The 20184-nt window shown below is 69.6% G+C and carries 9 protein-coding genes and 3 rRNA genes; 11 read left to right on the forward strand and 1 reads right to left on the reverse strand.

Translation table 11 applies throughout. The annotated features are described in order from the left end of the window. Nucleotides 1-28: 28 nt before the first annotated feature. Together B8281_RS09650 and B8281_RS09655 are read left to right on the forward strand one after the other, a co-directional pair. The gene (locus tag B8281_RS09650; protein WP_198163043.1) at nucleotides 29-5527 is read left to right on the forward strand and encodes a ThuA domain-containing protein; all 5499 of its coding nucleotides are present in this window, start codon (nucleotides 29-31) and stop codon (nucleotides 5525-5527) included. A 107-nt stretch (nucleotides 5528-5634) separates the two neighbouring features. Beyond that, the gene (locus B8281_RS09655) at nucleotides 5635-6522 is read left to right on the forward strand and encodes a hypothetical protein (RefSeq protein ID WP_157446610.1); all 888 of its coding nucleotides are present in this window, start codon (nucleotides 5635-5637) and stop codon (nucleotides 6520-6522) included. A gap of 112 nt (nucleotides 6523-6634) precedes the next feature. On the opposite strand, the gene B8281_RS09660 is transcribed toward B8281_RS09655, so the two are convergent. Next, nucleotides 6635-7285 carry an N-acetyltransferase gene (locus tag B8281_RS09660; RefSeq protein WP_085387599.1) on the reverse strand — a complete coding sequence of 217 codons (651 nt, stop codon included), beginning with the start codon at nucleotides 7283-7285 and terminating at the stop codon, nucleotides 6635-6637. A gap of 125 nt (nucleotides 7286-7410) precedes the next feature. Here B8281_RS09660 and B8281_RS09665 point away from each other — a divergent pair, with 125 nt between their 5' ends. From B8281_RS09665 to B8281_RS09705, 9 genes are all read left to right on the forward strand, one after another. Further along, entirely contained in the window at nucleotides 7411-8211 is an 801-nt protein-coding gene (locus tag B8281_RS09665; RefSeq protein WP_085387600.1) for a LamB/YcsF family protein, read from the forward strand. Further along, the gene (locus tag B8281_RS09670) at nucleotides 8208-9893 is read left to right on the forward strand and encodes a 5-oxoprolinase/urea amidolyase family protein (RefSeq protein WP_232322527.1); all 1686 of its coding nucleotides are present in this window, start codon (nucleotides 8208-8210) and stop codon (nucleotides 9891-9893) included. The genes B8281_RS09665 and B8281_RS09670 overlap by 4 nt, the downstream gene beginning before the upstream one ends. A gap of 610 nt (nucleotides 9894-10503) precedes the next feature. Next, nucleotides 10504-12024: ribosomal RNA gene (locus B8281_RS09675) — 16S ribosomal RNA — on the forward strand. A 469-nt stretch (nucleotides 12025-12493) separates the two neighbouring features. Beyond that, nucleotides 12494-15600: ribosomal RNA gene (locus tag B8281_RS09680) — 23S ribosomal RNA — on the forward strand. Between the two features lie 97 nt (nucleotides 15601-15697). Next, nucleotides 15698-15814: ribosomal RNA gene (rrf, locus tag B8281_RS09685) — 5S ribosomal RNA — on the forward strand. Together the 16S, 23S and 5S rRNA genes form the textbook arrangement of a ribosomal RNA operon. A gap of 333 nt (nucleotides 15815-16147) precedes the next feature. Then, nucleotides 16148-16444, forward strand: coding sequence for an Asp-tRNA(Asn)/Glu-tRNA(Gln) amidotransferase subunit GatC (gatC, locus tag B8281_RS09690; protein WP_021480419.1), 297 nt, complete (start codon nucleotides 16148-16150; stop codon nucleotides 16442-16444). A gap of 1 nt (nucleotide 16445) precedes the next feature. After that, complete coding sequence (gatA, locus tag B8281_RS09695) at nucleotides 16446-17984, forward strand: Asp-tRNA(Asn)/Glu-tRNA(Gln) amidotransferase subunit GatA (protein WP_085387601.1); 1539 nt, start codon at nucleotides 16446-16448, stop codon at nucleotides 17982-17984. Further along, a complete protein-coding gene (gatB, locus tag B8281_RS09700) occupies nucleotides 17981-19486 on the forward strand; it encodes an Asp-tRNA(Asn)/Glu-tRNA(Gln) amidotransferase subunit GatB (RefSeq protein WP_021480421.1) in 1506 nt (501 codons plus the stop codon). Before gatA ends, gatB begins: the two co-directional genes overlap by 4 nt. Nucleotides 19487-19491: 5 nt before the next feature. Continuing rightward, the gene (locus B8281_RS09705) at nucleotides 19492-20097 is read left to right on the forward strand and encodes a GNAT family N-acetyltransferase (RefSeq protein ID WP_034652222.1); all 606 of its coding nucleotides are present in this window, start codon (nucleotides 19492-19494) and stop codon (nucleotides 20095-20097) included. Nucleotides 20098-20184 lie beyond the last annotated feature (87 nt).

The following is a 20184-nucleotide window of genomic DNA, read 5'->3' on the forward strand; positions in this document are numbered from 1 at the left end:
GCTCGCGTTCACGCTTGCGCCCGTCACGATGGCCGCTGCCGCGGACGACCCCGTCCCTGCGGACGAAGAGCACAAGGTGCTCATCTTCACCAAGACGACCCAGTTCCGGCACACCGAGGCGATCACGCAGGGCACGCCCGTGCTCGAGGCCGCGTTCGCCGAGGTCGGCATCGAGTCCGACCACACCGAGGACTCCTCGGTGTTCACCGACGACAACCTCGCGCAGTACGACGCCCTCGTCATGTTCCAGACGTCGGGCGACCCGTGGAACGCGGACGAGAAGGCGGCGCTCGAGCGCTACCAGCAGGCGGGCGGCGGCATCGTCGCCATCCACAACGCGACCGACATGCGCGGCAGCTACCAGTGGTGGGACGACATGATCGGCGCGCTGATGCCCGGTCACGCCGCCACGGGCAGCAGCCCCGGCCTGCCCGGCACGGTCCGCGTCGAGGACCGCACGCACCCGTCGACCGAGCACCTGTCCCAGCGCTGGACGCGCGCGGACGAGTGGTACAACTTCTCGGCCAACGTCCGCGGCAGCGCGCACGTCCTCGCCACGATGGACGAGACGACGTACGACGCCGGCGGCAACAAGATGGGCTACGACCACCCGATCTCCTGGTGCAAGCCGTACGACGGCGGTCGTGCCTGGATGACGGGCATGGGCCACTTCGGGGCGCACTACACGCAGGAGCCCGACTTCGTGCAGCACGTCGTCGGCGGCGTGCAGTGGGCCGCGGGCCTCGTCGAGGGCGACTGCGGCGGCACCGACTGGGGCTCGTTCGAGAAGGTCGCGCTCGACTCCAACACGAGCGCCCCCTTCGGCATGGACGTCGCGCCCGACGGCCGCGTGTTCTACACCGAGCTCGTGCGCGGCCAGGTCCGCGTCTACGACCCGCGGACGCAGAACACGACGACGGCGCTCACGCTCCCCGTGTACTCGGGCGGCGAGGACGGCCTGCTCGGCATCGCGCTCGACAAGGACTTCGCGGAGAACGGGTACCTGTACCAGTACTACTCGCCCGCGAGCTCGAACGACTCCGACCCGGCGAACTTCTTCAACCGCGTCTCGCGGTTCACGGTGTCGTCGGACGGCCCGGGCGCGACCGTGATCGACCCCGCGTCGGAGAAGGTCCTGATGGAGATCCCGGCCGGGCGCCTGCCCGACGAGCCGGGCCACACGGGCGGCGGCCTGCTCGTCGACCACGAGACCGGTGACCTGTACATCGGCGTGGGCGACGACGTGAACCCGCACTCCGAGCCGTCGGGCGGCTACGCGCCGATCTCCGAGCGCGACGGCACGTTCCACGACGCGCGTGCGACGTCGGCGAACACGAACGACCTGCGCGGCAAGGTGCTGCGGGTCCACCCCGAGGACGACGGCACGTACTCGATCCCCGAGGGCAACCTCTTCGCGCCGGGCACCGAGAAGACGCTGCCCGAGATCTACGCGATGGGCTTCCGCAACCCGTTCCGGTTCACCATCGACCCGAAGACGGGCAACCTCGGCGTCGCCGACTACTCGCCCGACAACGGGTCGGACAACCCGGCGAACCGCGGCCCGGCCGGCATCGCCGAGTGGAACCTCATCAAGGAGCCCGGCTTCTTCGGCTGGCCCCTGTGCATGGGGAACAACGAGCCGTTCCGCGACGTCGACTACCGCACGAGCCCGGTCACGGTCGGTGACTTCTTCGACTGCGACGCCCCGGTCAACGACTCGGTGAAGAACACCGGCCTCACCGAGCTCCCCGCCGCGCAGCCGGCGGACCTCTGGTACGGCTACCAGCGCTCGTCGGTGCCCGGCGTCATCAACGCCGGCGGCGGCCTCGCGCCCATGGGCGGCCCGTTCTACGAGTACGACCCGGAGCTCGACTCCGACACGAAGTTCCCGTCGTCCTACGACGGCAAGGCCTTCTTCTACGAGTGGGCCCGGAACAAGATGTACACGATCGACCTCAAGGACCCCGAGGCCGCTCCCGGCGTGACCGACGTCGAGAAGGTCAACCCGTTCCTCCCGCAGGAGCAGTTCCTGGCGCCGATCGACTCGAAGTTCGGGCCCGACGGCGCGATGTACGTGCTCGACTGGGGCGGCGGCTTCGGCCGCGACAACCCCAACTCGGGCCTGCACCGCATCGACTACCTGTCGGGCTCGCGCTCGCCGGTGTCGAAGCCGGTCGCGACGCCGGACTCCGGCATCGCGCCGCTCGAGGTGTCGTTCGACGGGACCGGGAGCACCGACCCCGAGGGCGAGGCGCTCACGTACGCGTGGGACTTCGACGGTGACGGCACGACGGACTCGACGTCCGCCGCCCCGAGCCACACCTACACGGAGAACGGCGTCTACGACGCCCGCCTCACGGTGACCGACCCGGCCGGGAAGGTGGGCACGGCGACCGTGCCGATCACGGTCGGCAACACGCGGCCCGAGGTCGACTTCGGCCTGCCGCCCACCGGCTCGTTCTTCACCTTCGGTGACGACATCACGTGGGACGTGGCCGTGACGGACGCCGAGGACTCGCCGGACGGCGAGACCATCGACGACGAGCAGGTCATCATCCAGCCCGCGCTCGGCCACGACGCGCACGCGCACCCCTCCGAGCCGCTGCACGGCCGGACGGGCACGGTCGCGACGAGCCTCGGCGGCGGCCACGGCGAGGACATGAACGTCTTCTACGTGATCGACGCGCGCTACACCGACCGCGGCGGCGTAGACGACGTCCCGGCCCTCACCGGCTCGGACACCACGCTCATCTTCCCGAAGAAGCGCGAGGCGGAGTTCCACGCCGACTCCGACGGCACCACGACGATCCCGAGCCGGGACGTCGAGGGCGGCGGCTCGGTCATCACCGGGTCGAACGGGGCCTGGACGTCGTACGACCCGGTGAGCCTGTACGGCGTGCAGGCGCTCACGCTGCGCGTCGCCGCGGCGGCCGAGGGCACGATCGAGCTGCGGCGCGACGCCGCGGACGGCGAGCTCCTCGGTACGGCCCAGATCCCGCAGACGGGTCTCGGCACGTTCACCGACGTGACCGTGGACGTCACCGACCCCCGGGAGCCGTTCACGCTCTACGTCGTGTTCCCCGGCGCGGGCGAGCGTCGCCTGAACTTCGTCGAGGCCGACGGCAAGGGCGTCTCCGCCACCACGCGGCCGAAGGTGCGCATCACCGCGCCCGAGGCGGGCGTGCGCCTGGAGCAGGGCGAGATCACGGTCACGGCCGAGGCCGACGACACGGAGAACACGGTCACCGAGGTCGAGTTCTTCGTCGACGGCGAGTCGATCGGGACCGACACCGAGGCGCCGTACGAGGCCACGTGGGAGGTGACGGCGGACAACAACTACGAGCTGACCGCGGTCGCGACCAACGACAAGGGCCTCTACACGCGGTCCCGCGTCGTCGTGGCGCAGGTCGGCGACCTCTTCGGGGGCATGAAGACCTTCACCAACGCGAACGGGACGTTCGAGCAGCTCGCCGAGGGCAAGTACCTCATCACGTCGGGCGGCGCGAACATGTGGCAGGGCACCAACGAGTACTCGACCATCTACCGCGAGCAGGGCGCCGACGAGAACTGGTCGGCGACGGTGAAGATCACCAGCCAGGGCAACTCGAACGGTTCCGCCAAGGCCGGGATCATCGTCCGCAACGACGTGACGCAGACGGCGAACTCGCCGGGCTACGCCGCCCTGGGCATGCGCCCGAGCGGCGGCTTCGAGTGGCTCCGCGGCAACGCGGCCGGTCAGCTCGTCACGTCGTCCGCCGCGAGCTCGACGAGCTACCCCGCGTGGGTGCGGATCGTGCGCGACGGCGACCTGTACACGGCCTCCTGGAGCAAGGACGGCGAGAACTTCACGCAGATCGGGGAGCCCCAGGCCCTCCCGGGTGCGGCGTCCGTGCAGGACGTGGGGCTCTTCGTCACCGCGCACAGCACCTCGGCCACGAGCGCCGTCGAGTTCCAGGACTTCGCGTTCGACGACGACCCGCAGACCGGGGGACCCGGTGAGGAGACCCCGCCGCAGTGCCTCGCGGACTCGTCCGACGAGTTCGACGGCGACACCCTCGACCCGCGGTGGACGGTCGTCCGCCAGGCCGACGGCAAGCCGATCACCGTCGCCGACGGCCACGCCGTCCTGCCGGTCGTGCAGGGCGACATCAACGAGGCGCAGACCGGGCCGATCAGCTACCTCGGTCAGCCCGCACCCGCCGGCGCGTGGACGCTCGAGACGAAGCTCGACGTCCCGCTCGCCCGGCACTGGCAGCACGCCGGCCTCCTGGTCCACGTGACCGACGACGAGTACACCAAGCTCGCGTTCACGAAGAACCAGAACGGCAACCGGTTCCTCGAGTTCCAGACCGAGACCGGCGGCGCCCGCACGTGGCACGGCCAGACGAACGTCGCCGGGGACTTCCCGACGGCGATCCACCTGCGCCTCGTCTCGGACGGCTCCGCCATCACGGCCGCGTACTCGGCGGACGGCCAGACGTGGACGGCGCTCGCGGGCTCGGCGCCCGTGAAGCCGGGCGCGACGTTCGGCGTGATGGCCGGCGGCGACACGGCGGCCGCCGACTCGGTCGCCAGGGTCGACCACGTGCGCGTCACGGGCGACGGGTCGGACGACGGCGAGCGCGAGCCGAGCGACGAGTTCGAGGGCGACGCCCTCGACGGCTGCCGCTGGGACGCGGTCGTGCGCTACGACGGGTCGAAGGTCGCCGTCGCCGACGGCGAGCTGCGCATCACGACCCAGCCGGGCGACATCAACGCCGGCAACAACGACGACCCGCGCAACTTCGTCCTCCAGACGGCACCGGAGGGCGACTGGGTCGTCGAGACGCGGTTCAAGGCGCCGCTCGTGCACCGGTGGCAGCTCGCGGGCCTCATCGCGTACGGCGACGACGACAACTACGTCAAGGCCGACGTGCTCGCGAAGAACGCCCCGGGCGCGGCGCTGAACCTCGGCGGCGAGCTCGTCTCGGAGAAGGGCGGCCAGTTCGGCAACGGCGGCAACCGTCAGCTCGAGCTCGCCGACTCGACCGAGTCGGGCTACTGGTACCTGCGGCTCGAGAAGGTGGGCAGCACGTACCAGGGCTGGGTCAGCGACGGCGGGGTGACCTGGACGCCGCTGGGCGACCCGGTCACCAACGACGCGGCGCTGACGAAGGTCGGCCTCATGGCGATCGGCCCGGAGCAGGAGACGCCGGTCACGGTGGCGTTCGACTGGTTCCGTCTCACGACGGACTCCGAGCCCGAGCCCACGGTCGACGTCGAGGTCACCGCCTCGGCCCGTTGCCTCGCGGGCAAGGCGTACCTCGCCCTGCGCGCGACGAACGCCGACGAGGCGCCCGTCGCGGTCACCCTCACCACGCCGTTCGGCTCCAAGGAGTTCGGCGCGGTCGAGGTGGGTGCCAACGCCTACCAGTCGTTCGCGTCGCGCGCGACGGCGTTCGAGGCGGGCACGGCGACGGTCACGGCGACGCTCGGCGACGTCACGACCGAGATCGAGGTGCCGTACGACGCCGTGAGCTGCGGCTGACGGCGGGCCGGTGACGGGACCCGCCCCCGTCACCGGCCGCCTCGCCGGCCCGGCTCACGGGCCGGGCCGGCGGATCCGGCGGGACGACCACAGGACAGGAGCGACAGGTGGCACAGCGCACCTCGGCACGGACGGCGACGACCCGGACCCCGGCGGGAGGAGCCCGGGCGGGCTCCGGCCGCACCGGCGGCCCGACGACGCCCGCACGCTCCCGCCCTGCCGACCGGGGCGGTGCCGGCCGCCCCGAACCCCGGCCACCGGCGCGCGTCCGCGCGCGCCGGTGGTTCGTGGGCCTCGACCCGTGGCGCCGCGTCCTGCTCGTCGTCGGCGCGCTCGCGCTCGTGGCCGTCGTGGTCGCGGCGGTCGTCGCGCTCACGCGCGGCGGCGCGGCACCTGACGAGGAGGGCTTCGCCGTCGACCCGGCGCGCGTCGCGGAGCTGGAAGCGGCCGAGGAGGTGCGCGACGCCGAGAACCTCGTCGCCTCGATCGACCACGCCCGGTACCTCCAGACCGAGCTCGTCCCCGTGCTGCACGGCCTCCACGCGGTGCTCCCCGTCGACGGGTCGAGCGCCGTCCCCGCGGACCCCGCGGACGTCACCGCCTGGCGCGCGACCGTCGACGGCCTCGTCGCCGAGACGGAGTCGCTCGCGAGCGGCTCCTCCGAGCACAACATCGTCCGCAACGGCATGCTCACGTCGCTCGAGCTCGTCGGGGACGCGCTCGACGCCGTCGGGCTCGCCGCGAGCGCCGACCCCGCCGCGGCCCCCGACCTGTACGCCCTCGCGGGCGACCTGCGCACGCGTGCCGTCGAGACGTGGGGGCTCGCCGCCGTCCAGCTCGACCTGCGCTCGACCGCCGGCGGCCAGGGCCACGTCCACGTCTTCCTGCCCGTCCACCCCGACGACTCGCTCGACGGCGGCCTCGGCCTCGGCCACACGGGCGGTGACGAGGGCGGCCACGAGGGCGCCGACGGCGAGGACGCGCACGACCACTGAGCCGACCGACCACCGTCCATCGGACGACCGCGGCCCGCACGGGCCGCCCACCGACCTCCCGGTCGGGCGCCCTCCGGGGTGCAGGCCGAGCCCGACCGGGAACTCCCGTCCGTCAGCGGCGGGGCAGGGCCATGACGACGTCCGCATGGGTCTCCCCGCCGACGACGTACGTCCGGCTCCCGACCACGGCGAACCCGTGCTTGCGGTAGAAGGCCTGGGCGCGCGCGTTGTGCCCGTTCGTGCCGAGCCAGAGGGGGAGCCCGGGTCCGAGCAGCGCCGCGGCCCCCGTCGTCGCGGTCATGAGCACGCTCGCGACGCCCGTGCCCTGCGCGGCGGGGTGCACGTAGATCTTCGACAGCTCCACCGCCTCGCCCGGCCCGACGGCGGCCGCCACGTCCGGGTCGTCGGGGACACCCCGTGCCAGCAGCGCGTACCCGAGCGGGCCGGTCGCGGGCTCGGGCGACCCGGCGTCGCTCGCAGTGCCCGCCGTGGCGGTCGAGGTGCCGGTCGAGGTGCCGGTCGAGGTCCCTGGCGACGTCGCCGCCGTCTCGACGAGCAGCAGCGCGTGCGCGGCGCTCGCGGCCCACGCGCGGAACCGGTCGGGCGAGAGCTGCGTCGCGACGTGCTCGGCGATCGCGTCGGGCGACGTGCCGGGCGGGCACGCGAGCGGGAACGTGAGCGCGGCCAGGTCCGCGAGCGCGGCGGCGTCGGCCGTCGTCGCGCGGCGCACGGCCGTCGTGGCGGTGGTGGTGTCGTCCGGCATGCCAGGAAATCTACGCCCGCGGTCTCCGCCCACGGCACGGTGGGCACCGCGGTGGCGCAGCGGTGGCGCACCGGTGGGGTCCGCGGCGGAGCCCGCCGAGCGCGCGTCCCGGGCATGATGGACGCGTGACGCGCATCGACCTCAACGCCGACCTCGGCGAGGGCTTCGGCCGCTGGACCCTTGGCGACGACCAGGCCCTGCTCGGCCTCGTGACCAGCGCGAACGTCGCGTGCGGGTTCCACGCGGGCGACGCGACGACCATGCGGACCGTGACGCGGGACGCCGCCGCGCGCGGGGTGCGGGTGGGCGCGCACGTGAGCTACCGGGACCGGGCGGGCTTCGGGCGGCGGTTCATGGACGTGGACCCCGGCGAGCTCGCCGACGAGGTGCTCTACCAGCTCGCCGCTCTCGACGGGTTCGCCCGGCTCGCGGGGGACCGCGTGCGGTACGTCAAGCCGCACGGCGCGCTCTACAACGCGATCGTCCACCACGAGGCGCAGGCCCGGGCCGTCGTCGACGCGGTGCACGCCTACGACCCCACGCTGCCCGTCGTGGGGCTGCCCGGCTCGGCCGTGCTGCGGCTCGCGGACGCGGCGGGCCAGCCCACCGTCCGTGAGGCCTTCGCCGACCGCGGCTACCTCCCGTCGGGCGAGCTCGTCCCGCGCGGGGAGCCGGGCGCCGTCGTGCACGACGGCGACGAGGTCGCCCGGCGCGTCGTCCGGCTCGTGACGACCGGCACGGTCGAGGCCGCGGACGGCACGTCGCTGCGCGTCGAGGCGGACTCGGTGTGCGTCCACTCGGACACCCCCGGGGCAGTCGGGCTGCTCGGGGCGCTGCGGACCGCGCTCCAGGAGGCCGGGGTCGTCGTGCGGCCCTTCGTCGACGCCCCGCACGGCGGGTCGGCGGGCGCGGACGCCGTGCCGTGACGACCGGAGGGTCGCCCGCTCCCGGGTCACCGGTCCGCGACGCGGCCGACGGCCCCGACGGCGAGGTGACGGTGCACGCGTTCGGCGAGGCCGCGCTGCTCGTCGACCTGCCGGACCTCGCCGCCGTGCGCGCGCTGCACCGGGCCCTGGGCGACGCGCCGCCCGGCGTGGTCGACGTCGTCCCGGCCGCCCGCACGGTGCTCGTGCGCTGCGCGGCGCCTTCGGACGTCCCCGCCGCCCGGGCGTGGCTGCGCGCGGCGGTGCGGCGCGCGTCGACGACCGGCCCCACCACCCACGTCGGGGAGCTCGTCAAGATCCCCGTGCGCTACGACGGCCCCGACCTGGACGACGTCGCCCGCTGGGCGGGCCTGAGCGTCGAGGAGGTCGTCGCGCGGCACCACGGCCGCGAGTACGAGGCCGCGTTCGGCGGGTTCGCGCCGGGCTTCACGTACCTCTCCGGGGTCGATCCCGCGATCGCCGCCCCGCGCCTGGCCACCCCGCGCACCCGCGTCCCCGCCGGCTCCGTGGCGCTCGCGGGCGGGCTCACCGCCGTCTACCCGGGGGAGTCCCCGGGCGGGTGGCGCCTCCTCGGCCGCACGGACGTGCAGATGTTCGACGTCGACCGGGACCCGCCCGCGCTCGTCGCGCCCGGCGCGCGCGTGCGGTTCGTGCCGGTCCGCGCGGCCGTGGCCGGGGGCGTCGGCGCGCTCGTGCCGACGCGAGCGGAGCGGCAGGACGGGAGCGCGGGGACGCCGCGCGTGCAGCCTGCGCAGGTCACCACCCCCTCGCCGCCGGCCCCGCGCGCCCTGGAGGTGCTCGCGACGGGTCCCCTCGCGCTCGTCGAGGACGCGGGGCGTCCGGGGCTCGCCGCCGTCGGGGTCGGGCCGTCGGGAGCGGCCGACCGCGCGTCGTACGCGCTCGCGAACCGGCTCGTGGGCAACCCGGACGGTGCCGCGGCGATCGAGGTCACCCTCGGTGGTCTCGCCGTGCGGTTCGCCGGCGGGGCGGTCGTCGCGCTGGCGGGGGCGGCGGTCCCCGCGAGCGTGGACGGGAGCCCGGTCGGCATGCACGCGGCCCTCCGGGTGCCCGACGGCGGGACCCTCCGCCTCGGCCTGGCGGCGCACGGTCTGCGCACCTACCTCGGGGTGCGTGGCGGGCTCCGGCCGCCCGCCGTCCTCGGGTCGCGCGCGCGGGACGTGCTCGCCGGGCTCGGCCCAGGACCCCTGCAGCCGGGCGATGTCGTCGCGGTGGGGGCCGCGCCGTCGGGCACGTGGCCGTGGCCCGACGTCGCACCGGTGCGGTTCCCGCCCGGCGAGCCGCGTCCGGGCGAGCGGGCGGGCGCGGTGCTCGAGGTGCTGCCCGGGCCGCGGTCCGACTGGTTCCTCCCCGGTGCGGGGCACGCGCTGCGCGCGCTGCGGACCGTGTCGCCGGACAGCGACCGCGTCGCCCTGCGGCTCGACGGCCAGGCGGTGCCCCGCAGGCCGGGGGAGCTGGCGTCCGAGGGGCTCGTCCGCGGCGCGGTCCAGGTCCCGCCCGACGGGCGTCCCGTCGTCTTCCTCGCGGACCGCCCGGTCACCGGGGGATACCCCGTCATCGGGGTGCTCCGCGAGCGGGACGTCGACCGCGCGGCCCAGCTCCGACCGGGGGACCGCGTGATCCTGCGGCTCGCGACGACGGTCTGAGCGCGGCGCCGGGGGTGCGTGGGAGGGCGGGGCGGACGGCCGCACGTCGTGCCGTGCGGCGAGCGGCAGCGTCCCTGTGGGCCGGGTCACCGGGGAGCGGCTTGACCATGCCGCGCGGGGCCGCGTAATGTTCTGGATGTCGGCCCGACAGGGAGGAACAGACACCGCCTCGAACGATCGAGGGTGGCTGGTCCCGGGGTCGAAACCCTTCCACCGCATGGCGTAGAGTGTTCTCTGCCCGCGACGAGGAAGACCACGGCGACTGGATCACGGCGAACAGCCGGGGTTGAGGAGCCGGGGAGGACCTGGTAAGGTTGAAGGGTTGCCTCAAGCGAGGTTCCACCCGGTCGGGTGGTGCTGAGTTGGTGTGTGTCGGTTGTTTGAGAACTCAACAGTGTGCTTGTTAGTCAATGCCAAATTTTTGTCCCTGTGGCATGGCTGGCCTGGTTGCCCGTCCGGGTGGTTGGGTTGGTTGTGTCTGGGATTCCTTTGGTTGATTTCGGAAGATGATGTCATCTTTCGTGTTGATGCCAGTTTTGTGAACCCTGTTGGGGTTCGCTTCGTATGGATTGTTCACTGCTGGGTTTGTCCTGGTGGTGGGCGTTGTTCATTTACGGAGAGTTTGATCCTGGCTCAGGACGAACGCTGGCGGCGTGCTTAACACATGCAAGTCGAACGATGATGCCCAGCTTGCTGGGCGGATTAGTGGCGAACGGGTGAGTAACACGTGAGTAACCTGCCCTTGACTTCGGGATAACTCCGGGAAACCGGGGCTAATACCGGATATGAGCCGCCTTCGCATGGGGGTGGTTGGAAAGTTTTTCGGTCAGGGATGGGCTCGCGGCCTATCAGCTTGTTGGTGGGGTGATGGCCTACCAAGGCGACGACGGGTAGCCGGCCTGAGAGGGCGACCGGCCACACTGGGACTGAGACACGGCCCAGACTCCTACGGGAGGCAGCAGTGGGGAATATTGCACAATGGGCGAAAGCCTGATGCAGCGACGCCGCGTGAGGGATGAAGGCCTTCGGGTTGTAAACCTCTTTCAGCAGGGAAGAAGCGCAAGTGACGGTACCTGCAGAAGAAGCGCCGGCTAACTACGTGCCAGCAGCCGCGGTAATACGTAGGGCGCAAGCGTTGTCCGGAATTATTGGGCGTAAAGAGCTCGTAGGCGGTTTGTCGCGTCTGGTGTGAAAACTCGAGGCTCAACCTCGAGCTTGCATCGGGTACGGGCAGACTAGAGTGCGGTAGGGGAGACTGGAATTCCTGGTGTAGCGGTGGAATGCGCAGATATCAGGAGGAACACCGATGGCGAAGGCAGGTCTCTGGGCCGCAACTGACGCTGAGGAGCGAAAGCATGGGGAGCGAACAGGATTAGATACCCTGGTAGTCCATGCCGTAAACGTTGGGCACTAGGTGTGGGGCTCATTCCACGAGTTCCGTGCCGCAGCAAACGCATTAAGTGCCCCGCCTGGGGAGTACGGCCGCAAGGCTAAAACTCAAAGGAATTGACGGGGGCCCGCACAAGCGGCGGAGCATGCGGATTAATTCGATGCAACGCGAAGAACCTTACCAAGGCTTGACATGCACGAGAAGCCACCAGAGATGGTGGTCTCTTTGGACACTCGTGCACAGGTGGTGCATGGTTGTCGTCAGCTCGTGTCGTGAGATGTTGGGTTAAGTCCCGCAACGAGCGCAACCCTCGTCCCATGTTGCCAGCGGGTTATGCCGGGGACTCATGGGAGACTGCCGGGGTCAACTCGGAGGAAGGTGGGGATGACGTCAAATCATCATGCCCCTTATGTCTTGGGCTTCACGCATGCTACAATGGCCGGTACAAAGGGCTGCGATACCGTAAGGTGGAGCGAATCCCAAAAAGCCGGTCTCAGTTCGGATTGGGGTCTGCAACTCGACCCCATGAAGTCGGAGTCGCTAGTAATCGCAGATCAGCAACGCTGCGGTGAATACGTTCCCGGGCCTTGTACACACCGCCCGTCAAGTCACGAAAGTCGGTAACACCCGAAGCCCATGGCCCAACCGTTCGCGGGGGAGTGGTCGAAGGTGGGACTGGCGATTGGGACTAAGTCGTAACAAGGTAGCCGTACCGGAAGGTGCGGCTGGATCACCTCCTTTCTAAGGAGCTACCAACCCTCGTCCGCTGGTGTTTGCTGGTGGGTGGGTGGTTCAGGTGCCACGCCATCGCCGTCCGTGTGGTGGGTGGTTGCTCATGGGTGGAACATTGACGAAAGAGCTTCTTGGTCTTGCTGGTGTCAGTACCTGCCGGCTCGCTCGTGCCTCTTCGGGGTGCGTGTGGGTGGTGGTGGAACATCACGGGTGAGACTGGGGGGCTTGTCGAGCACACTGTTGGGTCCTCAGGTCACCGGCCACCGGTTGGTGGGGTGCCTGGTACGGGCCGGTCCTTGGACCACGAACCGCTTCGTCTGCGCTCTTGTATGAGGGTGTGGGTGGGGTAGGCGGGTCTGGTGGGGTCGGGGTCGTTGGTTGTTTGAGAACTGCACAGTGGACGCGAGCATCTTTGTAAAGATCAAGACGCACCCTTTCGGGGGTGTGGTTCTTGGTTCTCTGCAGTTTTGTTGTTTTTGTTGAAGTTTTTAAGGGCACAGGGTGGATGCCTTGGCACTAGGAGCCGAAGAAGGACGTGGTAGCCTGCGATAAGCCTCGGGGAGCTGGCAAACGAGCTGTGATCCGAGGGTTTCCGAATGGGGGAACCCCGCACGAGTCATGTCGTGTGACCCGCACCTGAATATATAGGGTGTGTGGAGGGAACGTCGGGAAGTGAAACATCTCAGTACCGACAGGAAGAGATATTCCGTGAGTAGTGGCGAGCGAAAGCGGATGAGGCCAAACCGGGCGCGTGTTCAAGCTGTCAGGCGTTGCGTGTTCGGGGTTGTGGGACCCTTCTGGTGGATCTGACAGTCCACCGGGGAGTGAGAAAGCCGTGTCATAGTCGAACCGCATTGAAAGGCGGACCATAGACGGTGCGAGTCCGGTAGACGAAATGGTGCGGCCTCCCGAAGGGGATCCCAAGTAGCACGGGGCCCGAGAAATCTCGTGTGAATCTGGCAAGACCACTTGCTAAGCCTAAATACTACCTAGTGACCGATAGCGGACCAGTACCGTGAGGGAAAGGTGAAAAGTACCCCGGGAGGGGAGTGAAATAGTACCTGAAACCGTGTGCCTACAATCCGTTGGAGCCTCCTTGGCTGGGGTGACAGCGTGCCTTTTGAAGAATGAGCCTGCGAGTTAGTGCTCAGTGGCGAGGTTAACCCGTGTGGGGAAGCCGTAGCGAAAGCGAGTCCGAACAGGGCGCCCATAGTCGCTGGGTCTAGACCCGAAGCGAAGTGATCTAGCCATGGGCAGGTTGAAGCGCGGGTAAGACCGCGTGGAGGACCGAACCCACCAGGGTTGAAAACCTGGGGGATGACCTGTGGTTAGGGGTGAAAGGCCAATCAAACTTCGTGATAGCTGGTTCTCCCCGAAATGCATTTAGGTGCAGCGTCACGTGTTTCTTGCCGGAGGTAGAGCTACTGGATGGCCGATGGGCCCTACAAGGTTACTGACGTCAGCCAAACTCCGAATGCCGGTAAGTGAAAGCGTGGCAGTGAGACTGCGGGGGATAAGCTCCGTAGTCGAGAGGGAAACAGCCCAGACCACCGGCTAAGGCCCCTAAGCGTGTGCTAAGTGGGAAAGGATGTGGAGTTGCACAGACAACCAGGAGGTTGGCTTAGAAGCAGCCACCCTTGAAAGAGTGCGTAATAGCTCACTGGTCAAGTGATTCCGCGCCGACAATGTAGCGGGGCTCAAGTACACCGCCGAAGCCGTGGCATCTGCGCTCAACTCAGGCCTTCGTGGTCCAGAGGCGCAGGTGGGTAGGGGAGCGTCGTGTGGGCGGTGAAGCCGCGGGGGAACCCAGCGGTGGAGCCCACACGAGTGAGAATGCAGGCATGAGTAGCGAAAGACGGGTGAGAAACCCGTCCGCCGAATGACCAAGGGTTCCAGGGCCAGGTTAATCCGCCCTGGGTAAGTCGGGACCTAAGGCGAGGCCGACAGGCGTAGTCGATGGACAAGGAGTTGATATTCTCCTACCGGCGAAGAACCGCCCATACCGAGCCCGGTGATGCTGACCGCCCAAACCTGCCCATCGACCCTTCGGGGTCACCGGGCAGGGGCGCGCGGGACCCAATCCGGTAGTAGGTAAGCGTATTAACAGGGGTGACGCAGGAAGGTAGCCCGGCGTGGCGATGGTAGACCACGTCCAAGGCTGTAGGCCGTCGGGTAGGCAAATCCGCCCGACATCAAGGCTGAGAGCTGACGGTGAGCGCACAAGCGCGAACTGGGTGATCCTATGCTGCCAAGAAAAGCCTCGACGCGAGGTTCTAGCCGCCCGTACCCCAAACCGACTCAGGTGGTCAGGTAGAGAATACTAAGGCGATCGAGAGAATCGTGGTTAAGGAACTCGGCAAAATGCCCCCGTAACTTCGGGAGAAGGGGGCCCGAAGCGTGAACACCCTCGCGGTGGGAGCGTGGACGGCCGCAGAGACCAGGGAGAAGCGACTGTTTACTAAAAACACAGGTCCGTGCGAAGTCGCAAGACGATGTATACGGACTGACGCCTGCCCGGTGCTGGAAGGTTAAGAGGACGGGTCAACCCTTCGGGGTGAAGCTCAGAATTTAAGCCCCAGTAAACGGCGGTGGTAACTATAACCATCCTAAGGTAGCGAAATTCCTTGTCGGGTAAGTTCCGACCTGCACGAATGGCGTAACGACTTCTCCGCTGTCTCAACCGCGAACTCGGCGAAATTGCACTACGAGTAAAGATGCTCGTTACGCGCAGCAGGACGGAAAGACCCCGGGACCTTTACTATAGCTTGGTATTGGTGTTCGGTGCGGCTTGTGTAGGATAGGTGGGAGACTGTGAAGCCCGTACGCCAGTGCGGGTGGAGTCAACGTTGAAATACCACTCTGGCCGCTTCGGATGTCTAACCTCGGTCCGTGATCCGGACCAGGGACAGTGCCTGGTGGGTAGTTTAACTGGGGCGGTTGCCTCCTAAAATGTAACGGAGGCGCTCAAAGGTTCCCTCAGCCTGGTTGGCAATCAGGTGTCGAGTGCAAGTGCACAAGGGAGCTTGACTGTGAGACTGACAGGTCGAGCAGGGACGAAAGTCGGAACTAGTGATCCGGCGGTGGCTTGTGGAAGCGCCGTCGCTCAACGGATAAAAGGTACCCCGGGGATAACAGGCTGATCTTGCCCAAGAGTCCATATCGACGGCATGGTTTGGCACCTCGATGTCGGCTCGTCGCATCCTGGGGCTGGAGTAGGTCCCAAGGGTTGGGCTGTTCGCCCATTAAAGCGGTACGCGAGCTGGGTTTAGAACGTCGTGAGACAGTTCGGTCCCTATCCGCTGCGCGCGCAGGAAACTTGAGAAGGGCTGTCCCTAGTACGAGAGGACCGGGACGGACGAACCTCTGGTGTGCCAGTTGTTCCGCCAGGAGCACCGCTGGTTGGCTACGTTCGGAAGGGATAACCGCTGAAAGCATCTAAGCGGGAAGCCTGCTTCAAGATGAGGTTTCCATACCCTACGGGGTGAGAGGCACCCAGCAGAACACTGGGTCGATAGGCCGGACGTGGAAGCGGGGACGAAAGACCCGTGCAGCTGACCGGTACTAATCAGCCGACAACTTCAACACCAACACACTTTGCTACGCGTCCACTGTGCGGTTCCCGAACCACCAACACCACACCCCCACCAGGGGGTGCCCCGGTGTCGAGGAGGTTCAACAGAGTTACGGCGGTCACAGCGAAGGGGAAACGCCCGGTCCCATACCGAACCCGGAAGCTAAGCCCTTCAGCGCCGATGGTACTGCCCTGGAGACGGGGTGGGAGAGTAGGACGCCGCCGGACAACCCTTCACCGAAGGCCCACCCCACACGGGGTGGGCCTTCGGCATTTCCGCATACCCCCACACCACGCGACGGGGCGAACCCGTCGTGGCTGACCCTCTCGTCGGCGTCGGCGCTGGCCCCGGCGTCCGCCCGAGCCGTCGCGGAGCGGGGGGTGTGCCGGCGTCGAGCCGGAGCAGAGGCAGCGCCCCCGGGCGCGCACCTCGCACCACGCTTCTCCGGACGCCGGGCAGAGCGGTGTGGCTGCGCCACCGAGCGCCGGCAGACGCAGGCTGATCGGGCTGCGGGCCGGCCGGAGGCGGGCCACGGCGCGTGTCCCCACTAGAATGGGGGCATGTCCACCATCTCCCGTGACGAGGTCGCGCGCGTCGCCGCGCTGGCCCGCATCGATCTGCGACCCGAGGAGCTGGACCGGCTCTCCGGCGAGCTCGACGTGATCGTCGACGCCATCGCCAAGGTCAGCGAGGTCGCGACGCCCGACGTCCCCGCGACGAGCCACCCGATCCCGATGTCGAACGTCTTCCGTGACGACATCCCCGAGCCGCCGCTGCCCGTCGAGGACGTCCTCGCGGGCGCGCCCGCGGCGGAGGACGGCCGGTTCTCCGTACCGCAGATCCTCGGGGAGGAGTGAGATGACGGACCTGACACGGCTCTCCGCGGCCGAGCTCGCCGAAGGGCTCGAGGCGCGCGACTTCTCGAGCGTCGAGGCCACCCAGGCGCACCTCGACCGGATCGGCGCGGTCGAGGGCGCGGTCAACGCGTTCCTCCACGTCAACACCGACGAGGCGCTGGCGACGGCGCGCTCGGTCGACGACCGCCGCGTCGCGGGCGAGCCGGTGCACCGGCTCGCCGGTGTGCCGATCGCGGTCAAGGACGTCGTCGTGACGAAGGGCATGCCGACGACGGCCGGCTCCAAGATCCTCGAGGGCTGGGTGCCGCCGTACGACGCGACGCTCGTCGAGAAGATCCGCGCCGCCGGGCTGCCGATCCTCGGCAAGACGAACATGGACGAGTTCGCCATGGGCTCGTCGACCGAGCACTCCGCGTACGGCAACACCCGCAACCCGTGGGACCTCGACCGGATCCCCGGCGGGTCGGGCGGCGGCTCCGCCGCGGCGGTGGCGGCGTTCGAGGCACCCCTCGCGATCGGCACGGACACGGGCGGCTCGATCCGTCAGCCCGGGGCCGTCACCGGCACCGTCGGCGTCAAGCCGACGTACGGCGGCGTCTCCCGGTACGGGCTCATCGCGATGGCGTCCTCGCTCGACCAGGCGGGCCCCGTCACGCGCACGGTGCTCGACGCCGCGCTGCTGCACGAGCTCATCGGCGGCTACGACCCGCGCGACTCCACGTCGATCCCCGGGCGCGGGCCGGCGCTCGTCGACGCCGCGGTCCAGGGCGCCACGGGCGACCTCTCGGGCCTGCGCGTCGGCGTCGTCAAGGAGCTCACGGGCGAGGGCTACCAGGAGGGCGTGAGCGCGCGCTTCGCGCAGTCGCTCGACCTCCTGCGCGGGCTCGGCGCCGAGATCGTCGAGGTCTCCTGCCCGCACTTCGAGTACGCGCTCGGCGCGTACTACCTGATCATGCCGTCGGAGGCGTCGAGCAACCTCGCGAAGTTCGACGGCATGCGCTTCGGCCTGCGCGTGGAGCCCGAGGAGGGCCCCGTGACCGCGGAGCGCGTCATGGCCGCCACGCGCGGCGCGGGCTTCGGCGACGAGGTGAAGCGCCGCATCATCCTCGGCACCTACGCGCTCTCGGCCGGCTACTACGACGCCTACTACGGCAGCGCGCAGAAGGTCCGCACGCTCATCCAGCGGGACTTCGCCGCCGCCTTCGAGCAGGCGGACGTCCTCGTCTCGCCGACGGCGCCGACCACGGCGTTCCGGTTCGGCGAGAAGCTCGACGACCCGCTCGCCATGTACCTCAACGACGTCGCGACGATCCCCGCCAACCTCGCGGGGGTCCCCGGGATGTCGGTGCCGTCGGGCCTGTCGGACGACGGCCTGCCCGTCGGGTTCCAGATCCTCGCGCCGGCCAAGGCCGACGACCGCATGTACCGGGTGGGCGCGGCCCTCGAGGCCGCCCTGGTCGGCTCGTGGGGTGGCCCGCTGCTCGACCGCGCGCCCGCGCTGCCCACGGCCACGAACGCACAGGAGGGCCAGGTCGGATGACCGCCACGACCGTCGACCTCGTCGACTACGCCGACGCCACGCGCCGCTACGACCCCGTCATCGGGATCGAGGTGCACGTCGAGCTCGGCACGCTGACCAAGATGTTCTGCCCGGCCGAGGTGAGCTTCGGCGCCGAGCCGAACACCCAGGTGACCCCGGTCTCGCTCGGGCTCCCGGGCGCCCTGCCGGTCGTCAACGGCAAGGCCGTCGAGTATGCGATCCGCATCGGCCTCGCGCTCAACTGCCAGATCGCCGAGACGTGCCGGTTCGCGCGCAAGAACTACTTCTACCCGGACGTCCCGAAGAACTTCCAGACGTCCCAGTACGACGAGCCCATCGCCTACGACGGGTGGATCGACGTCGAGCTCGAGGACGGGACCGTGTTCCGCGTCGAGATCGAGCGCGCGCACATGGAGGAGGACGCCGGCAAGAACACCCACGTGGGTGGGGCGACCGGTCGCATCCACGGTGCCGAGTACTCGCTCGTCGACTACAACCGCGCCGGCATCCCGCTCGTCGAGATCGTCACGCGGCCGATCACGGGCGCGGGCGACCGCGCCCCCGAGGTCGCGCGCGCGTACGTACAGACGCTGCGCGACATCTTCCGGGCGCTCGACGTGTCCGAGGCGCGCATGGAGCGCGGCAACGTCCGCGCCGACGTGAACCTCTCGCTGCGCCCGACGCCCGAGTCGCCGCTCGGCACGCGCACCGAGACGAAGAACGTCAACTCGTTCCGCTCCGTCGAGCGGGCCGTGCGCTACGAGGTCTCGCGCCAGGCCGCCGTGCTCGACGCGGGCGGCACGGTGATCCAGGAGACCCGGCACTGGCACGAGGACACGGGCATCACGACGTCGGGCCGCGTGAAGTCGGACGCCGAGGACTACCGGTACTTCCCGGAGCCCGACCTTGTCCCGATCGCGCCGCCGCGCGAGTGGATCGAGGAGATCCGTGCGGGGCTCCCCGAGCTGCCGGTCGCGCGCCGCCGTCGGCTCCAGGGCGAGTGGGGCTACGCGGACGCCGAGATGCGCGACGTCGTGAACGCCGGTGCGCTCGACCTCATCGAGGCCACCGTCGCCGCGGGCACCAGCCCGGCCGGTGCGCGCAAGTGGTGGATGGGGGAGCTCGCGCGCCGCGCCAAGCAGGACGAGGTGGCGCTCGAGGCGCTGCCCGTCACGCCCGCGCAGATCGCCGCGCTGCAGGGCCTCGTCGACGCGGGCCGGATCAACGACAAGCTCGCGCGCCAGGTGCTCGACGGCGTGCTCGCCGGCGAGGGGGACCCGGAGGCGGTCGTCACCGCCCGGGGCCTCGAGGTCGTCTCCGACGACGGTGCGCTGCTCGCCGCGATCGACGAGGCGCTCGCCGCGCAGCCGGACATCGTGGAAAAGGTCCGGGGCGGGAACCTCGGGCCCGTCGGGGCGATCATCGGTGCCGTGATGAAGGCGACCCGCGGCCAGGCGGACGCGGGCCGCGTGCGCGAGCTCGTCCTCGAGCGGATCGGCTGACCGCCGTGACGCGCGGACCGGTCGTCCTGGGAGAGATGGTGCGTCTGCGCCCGATCGAGGCGCGGGACGCGGACCGCATGTGGGAGTCGTTGCAGGACCCGGAGGCCAACCGGCTCACGGGGACGACGGCGACCTTCACGCGCGAGCAGATCGACGAGTGGGTGGCGACCGTCAGCGACCGGGACGGCCGGTACGACTGGGCCATCACGCCGGGCGCGGTGCGTGACGGGCAGCCGGTGAGCGACGAGCTGATCGGCGAGATCGTGCTCAACGACCTCGACGAGCACGCGCGCTCGGCGAACCTGCGGCTCGCGCTGCTCCCGAACTACCGCGGGCGCGGCTACGGTCGCGAGGCAATCTTCGAGGTGCTGCGGTTCGCGTTCGACGGGTCGACGGACGTCGACGGCGTCCGGCACGAGGGACCGCGCCTGCACCGCGTGAGCCTCGACGTGCTGAGCATCAACCCCCGCGCCCGGATGCTCTACGAGTCGTTGGGCTTCCGCGAGGAGGGTCGGCTGCGCGACGTCTACCGCGACGGCGACGGGTGGGCGGACGCGACGGTCATGAGCATCCTCGAGGACGAGTTCCGGGCGGGCCTCGGCGCGTCCTGAGCCGTCCGCGGGCACGACCGCACGAAGGGCCCGGCAGCATCCGCTGCCGGGCCCTTCGTCGTCCCGTCCTGCACCAGCTCCTCGCCG

Source organism: Cellulosimicrobium sp. TH-20 (assembly GCF_002105775.1).
GTDB classification, from domain to species: domain Bacteria; phylum Actinomycetota; class Actinomycetes; order Actinomycetales; family Cellulomonadaceae; genus Cellulosimicrobium; species Cellulosimicrobium funkei.